Below are 266 nucleotides of genomic sequence, written 5' to 3' on the forward strand. Positions count from 1 at the left end.
CGACCATTTTCAGCCATAACCCGAATCAGGTTCTGACCGTTTTCGTCCAGTTGCTCACCACAAACTGCGATAAACGACTCGGCGAGCGTTTCTGGCGCAAGCGCGCCAGAGAGAAGCTCTGCCATTTGTTCGTTTTTGGTTACCTCGGCGGCAAACGCCAGCATGTCCTGCCAGCGTTCTACACTTTGGTGTTCGACGGCAAAGTCAAAAGCTGCTTTGGCGTAGGGGCGAGCAACCGTAATAAATTCAGACATCAGCCCCTCCCT

At 53.4% G+C, this 266-nt stretch carries 1 protein-coding gene; it reads right to left on the reverse strand.

The genetic code is table 11. The features are described 5' to 3' along the window. The coding region (gene atpH, locus SB725_RS31670; protein ID WP_410923393.1) for an ATP synthase F1 subunit delta at nucleotides 1-254 on the reverse strand (254 nt) is incomplete at its 3' end. Nucleotides 255-266: the final 12 nt, after the last annotated feature.

This window comes from Pseudomonas sp. SIMBA_041, assembly GCF_046535095.1.
Lineage (GTDB): Bacteria > Pseudomonadota > Gammaproteobacteria > Pseudomonadales > Pseudomonadaceae > Aquipseudomonas > Aquipseudomonas mucoides.